Consider the following 5,314-nt stretch of genomic DNA (forward strand, 5'->3'; position numbering starts at 1 on the left):
GCGGCCTGGGAGCGGGCGCGGCGACGGACCACCCTCATCCACGACGCCGGCGGCTCGAGGACGATCCCGCGGAAACCCGGCACGCCAAGCTGGGCGAGACCGAACACGATGATCAGCAGGCCCGCGCCGATCTGGAGCCACGTGCGCGCATCAACCGACAGTTCCGCCGCGCTGCCCACGGCCCCCAGCAGCGCCCCGAGCAGGACGTGCGAGACGAGCTTGCCGGCCAGGAACCCACCGACCGGGGTGAGGTCCTCGCCGAGCTGAACGCGCCAATCCGCCTGCGGCACCGCCCGCGCCGACCGGCTCACCGGGCGGGCGCGGTGGGCATGGCGGGCTGAATGGCGACTACGGCCTGGTGCCTGACGGGGCAGCTCGGCTGGTCCCGCCGCCGCGGCGCGCTGTCGGCTGATCAGGCCGGTCAGCAGGCCGCCCTGCACCGCGGCACAGGACACACCACCTGCGAACAGGCCGGTCACCAAGACCGTTGCAAGATTCACGGAGCCTCCCGCGAGAGGGAACGAGGATGCCGAAGATCCGCCTGCCGAGCGGCGCGGGTACGCGTCACGTCCCCGGAGGCCCCGGAGGCGCCGGGGGCGACGTCGGCGCCTCCGGCTGCTTCGCTGGTCGGCACGCGCACGCCGGTCGCAATACGCAGCTCCACTTCAGCGGCGGCGGCCGGAGGAAGCGCGGATTTCCTTCCTGCCCAGACTGTGTGTTGGAGGGAGCGCCTGGACCGGGCAGGGATTCGACAGGTGGTCCGGCGCGACTGACCGGAACATACGGTAACCCACTATCCCGGGTAGTAGACGGCCGGGTCGGTGGAGGCGGTCGCGGGCTGGGACCCGCGCGCCGGACCGGACGCTGCAGGTCGAGCTGGGCGCGGGCGCCACCGACTACCGCTGGGCGATCAACGGCCGGAGCTTCGAGGACCAAGCCATGCTGCAGGTGCGCCAAGGCGAACGGGGCCAGCGCCGCGGCGGCGAGCTGACCAACGCCGGCTCGACCCGGTTCATCAACATGCCCGATACACCCCTTCCACCCTGTTCGCGTCCGCCCTCGGCGGGCGCCTCGGCACCGGCCGGCTTGAGGGTTCATACCCCCGGGGGGTAGCTGTAGATCGCGAAGCCCAAACTCTACTAGCTTCGATAGTAGGAAGCTGGAGGAGCGGCGCGACGGCAAGACGGGAAGGGAACCGATCGTGGACGTGCATCAGGACGAAGCTCGGCAGCACGTGGTCTCGACGGCGGTCCTGGAGGTCTCCGGGATGCGGTGGGCGACCGAGAAGGCACGGGTGGAGGCGGTGCTCGGCCGGAGGCCCGGAGTGGTCGAGGTGACTGCGAACCCGGTGGCTCAATCAGCGGTTGTGCGGTTTGACCCGGCGCGGACGTCCGTGGCAGAACTCGCTCGCTGGGTCCGCGACTGCGGCTACCACTGTGCCGGGCAGTCCGTGCCGGACCACGTCTGTGATCCGCTGGCCACCGAGCGAGCTACAGCCAGAGGTCGCGGCAGTGAGACCGAGGAAACTGAGACCGAGGAAGCTCAGGCACCGGGTGACAGCACGGCGTCGGCGGAAACCCCGACGCCTACCGGGCACGGCGGGCATGCGACGATGTCGATGGACGCGATGGTCGCCGACATGCGCAACCGGTTCCTGGTCGCGGCTGTCTTCTCGGTGCCGATCCTGCTGTGGTCGGCGATCGGCCGCGAGGTGCTCGGCTTCGAGGTGGCCGCCCCGTTCGGCCTGCGCGACGACGTGTTCCAGCTGGCCCTGAGCCTGCCGGTGGTCTTCTGGGCGTCGTGGATCTTCTTCGACGGGGCGGTGCGGGCGCTGCGGGCCCGGACCCTGGACATGATGGTGCTGGTCGCCGTGGCGGTCGGCACGGGGTGGACGTACTCCCTGGTCGTCACCCTGGCTGGTGGCGGCGACGTCTTCTACGAGGCCGCCACGGTGCTCGCGGCGTTCGTGCTGCTGGGCCACTGGTTCGAGATGCGGGCGAGGGGCGGAGCCAACGACGCCATCCGGTCTCTGCTCGAACTGGCGCCCGAGACGGCGGTGGTGCTCCGCGGCGGCGAACCGGTCGAGATCCCCACGGCCGAGGTCGTCGTCGGGGACCTGCTGCTGGTCCGGCCTGGGGGCCGGATCGCCGTCGACGGTGTTGTCGAGGAGGGCGAGTCCGACGTCGACGAGTCGATGGTCACCGGCGAGAGCCTGCTCGTGCACAAGCAGCCCGGGTCTGAGGCTATCGGTGCCACCATCAACACCATCGGCACGCTGCGCGTCCGGGCGACCAAGGTCGGCGCCGACACCGCGCTGGCGCAGATCGTCGCACTCGTGCAGGAAGCACAGAACAGCAAGGCCCCCGGCCAGCGGCTGGCCGACCGGGCCGCGTTCTGGCTGGTGTTCGTCGCGCTCGCCGGCGGGCTCGGAACGCTGCTGGTCTGGTTGTTCGCCACTGACCGGCCGGCGCAAGAAGCCGTCCTGTTCGCGATCACGGTGGTCGTCATCACCTGCCCGGACGCGCTCGGCCTGGCCACCCCCACCGCGATCATGGTCGGTACCGGCCTGGGTGCCCGACGCGGCATCCTGTTCAAGAACGCGACCGCGCTGGAGACGTCCGCCCGGATCGACGTCGTGGTGATGGACAAGACCGGCACCCTGACGAAGGGCGAGCCGGAGGTCACCGACGTCGTCACCGACCAGGACGGCGGTCCCGCCGAAGCCGAACTGCTGCGCCTGGTCGCGGCCGTCGAGCGGGAGTCCGAGCACCCCCTCGCCCAGGCGGTTGCCCGCCACGCCGACGCCCGTGGCGTGGCGCAGGCCCGGGCGGAGGCGTTCGTCAACGTGCCCGGGCAGGGCGCGGTCGCCACGGTCGACGGCCACCGGGTCGCGGTCGGCAACCAGCGGCTGATGGGCGCCGAAGGGGTCCATCTGGGCAGTCTGGGCCAGCGCCGCGAGACGCTGGCCGCCGGCGGCCGGACCGCCGTGCTCGTCGCCATTGACGGCCGGGCCGCTGGCGTGGTCGGGCTCGCCGACGCGCCTCGTCCCACCGCGGCGATGGCCATCGGCGCCCTGCACGAGGCGGGTGTCGCGGTCGTCATGCTCACCGGCGACAACCAGGCCACCGCACGACGCATCGCCGACCAGCTCGGCATCGACACGGTCATCGCCGAAGTGCTCCCTGGAGACAAGGCAGCGCAGGTCGCCGAACTGCAGCGGGGCGGCCGGCGGGTCGCGATGGTCGGCGACGGGGTCAACGACGCCCCCGCCCTGGCCCAGGCCGACCTCGGCGTCGCGATTGGCGCCGGCACGGATGTCGCCATCGAGACCGCCGACGTCGTGCTCATGCGCTCCGACCCGCTCGACGTCCCAGCCGCCCTGCTCACCGGGCGGGGTACCGTCCGCAAGATGCGGCAGAACCTTGCCTGGGCAGTCGGCTACAACGCCATCGCGCTCCCCATCGCGGCAGGCGTCTTCGACCCGGCCTTCGGCCTGGTGCTCCGTCCGGAGATCGCGGCCCTGTCCATGTCCGGCTCCAGCTTCCTGGTCGCCGTCAACGCCCTGCTGCTCAAGCGGCTCCGGCTGCCCCACTCGCTGGAGGTGCCGCCCGCACCTGACGTGGTGGCGCAGGCTCAGCGCCCCAGCCCGTCGCTCACCCCTTGAGACGAGGGAGGCGGAGCGGCCCGCGGCAGGCGCGAGCACGTCGGAGTCGCGTTGGACGGGTGGAGGAACCGCCGTAATCTGGGGCCCGGTGCCGCAGCGGGAGTCAGCGGACCCGCAGGTCTGGTGGACACAGGTCTGGTGGACACGACGAGCGTGGGGTCAGGATGCGCGGGCTGGGCGGGCTGGAAGCCGTGGTCATGGACCGGCTCTGGTCCGCGACCGCGCCGACAACGGTCCGCGCGGTCTACGAAGACCTGCTCCGGCACAGGGAGATCGCCTACACGACCGTCATGACCGTGATGGACAACCTGCATCGCAAAGGCTGGCTGCGACGCCACCTGTCCGGCCGGGCATATCTGTACGAACCAGTGCGGTCCCGAGAGGTGCACAGCGCACAGCTGATGGGCGAGGCGCTCGCGGACAGCACCGACCCCGCCGCGACGTTGGTCCACTTCGTCGAACGCATGTCACCCGACGAGGCGGCGATGCTGCGGGAAGCCCTCGGCCGCGCCACCAGTTCCGAGCGCCACCAACGGGCCTCAGCCAGCAGCGACGGCGGGCATGAGCCTGACAAGGATTCCCTCGAGCCGGGGGAACGGGCCGAAGGAGGGGTACGGTGACAGTCGCTGCGGCGTTGATGGCCTACGCGACGGTGCTCGCCATCGCCTCGCCGCGGCTGCTGCTGCGAGCGTCCTGGCCTGAGCGAGCCCCCCGACTCGCGATCTGCCTGTGGCAGGCGTTGTCGGTATCGGTGCTGGCCGCCGTCGTTCTGAGCGGTCTTGCGCTGACCGTCCCGTCCGCCCGAGTCAGCGCCGACCTGATCGGCCTGCTCCGCACCTGTGTTATGGCTCTGCAGGACATCCACCCCAGCCTGGACAGCGCTGGGCCCGCCGTCGCCGGGCTGACCCTGGCCTTCCTCTGGTCCGCGCGTCTGGCCTACTGCGCGGCGTCGGAACTCGTCCGGGTCGGGCGTGCACGCCGTGAGCATGCTCGGAAGCTGGAGATTCTCGGACGCCCTGTCCCGCATCTCGGGGCCGTCCTGCTGACCCACGACACGGCCGCTGTCTACTGTCTGCCCGGCCGCAGCCAGCGGGTGGTTCTCACCACGGCCGCGCTGGACGCGCTCGAACCGGAACAGCTCCAGGCCGTACTCGCCCACGAACGGGCGCATCTGGCGGGCCGCCACCATCTCGTCCGTGCCGGAGCGACCGCGCTCGCCCGTGCGTTCCCGTTCGTGCCGCTGCTCCGCGACGCGCAGCGCGAGGTCTCCAGGCTGCTGGAACTCGCGGCGGACGACGTCGCCTCCCGCCACCACGAACGCCTCTCGATCGCGGCGGCCCTGGCGGCCCTGGCCGGTGGGGGCAGCCCCAAGGTCGGGATGGCAGCTGGCGGACCGACGTCACTGCGTCGCGTTCGCCGCCTGCTACAGCCCGCCAACCCGTTGGGACCGGCCCGGACACTGGTCGGCGCCGTGATCGTGACCGCAGTGCTTCTCATCCCGATCGTCGTGGCCGCTGCTCCGCTGGCCGGGCTCGGACACTCTCTCTACTGCCCCCTGCCGGCATAGCGTCTACCTAGTACTCCAACCCGACTTTTGTGATCAGTTGCGGCCCGTGGGTTGACGGTGGGCGGCCGACCCAGCTCGCTCCG

Annotated in this window: 4 protein-coding genes; 3 read left to right on the top strand and 1 reads right to left on the bottom strand. The window is 71.5% G+C overall.

The window, feature by feature from the left end; genetic code table 11:
- Positions 1-500 (bottom strand): urease accessory protein UreH domain-containing protein (locus AC08OP_RS10115; RefSeq protein ID WP_476613957.1); only part of this gene is annotated, 500 nt, incomplete at its 3' end.
- Between the two features lie 701 nt (positions 501-1,201).
- On the opposite strand from AC08OP_RS10115, the gene AC08OP_RS10120 reads away from it, so the two are divergent.
- From AC08OP_RS10120 to AC08OP_RS10130, 3 genes are all read left to right on the top strand, one after another.
- A complete protein-coding gene (locus AC08OP_RS10120; protein ID WP_476613958.1) occupies positions 1,202-3,664 on the top strand; it encodes a heavy metal translocating P-type ATPase in 2,463 nt (820 codons plus the stop codon).
- A 164-nt stretch (positions 3,665-3,828) separates the two neighbouring features.
- A complete protein-coding gene (locus AC08OP_RS10125; RefSeq protein ID WP_476613959.1) occupies positions 3,829-4,284 on the top strand; it encodes a BlaI/MecI/CopY family transcriptional regulator in 456 nt (151 codons plus the stop codon).
- Positions 4,281-5,231 (top strand): M56 family metallopeptidase, encoded by a 951-nt coding sequence (locus tag AC08OP_RS10130; RefSeq protein ID WP_476613960.1) that lies wholly within the window; start codon positions 4,281-4,283, stop codon positions 5,229-5,231. The genes AC08OP_RS10125 and AC08OP_RS10130 overlap by 4 nt, the downstream gene beginning before the upstream one ends.
- Positions 5,232-5,314: the final 83 nt, after the last annotated feature.

Source organism: Frankia sp. CeRuru1 (assembly GCF_977966315.1).

Coding starts and splice junctions, on each gene's coding strand:
- AC08OP_RS10125 (WP_476613959.1), top strand. CDS start 3,829: ATGCGCGGGCTGGGCGGGCTGGAAGCCGTGGTCATGGACCGGCTCTGG.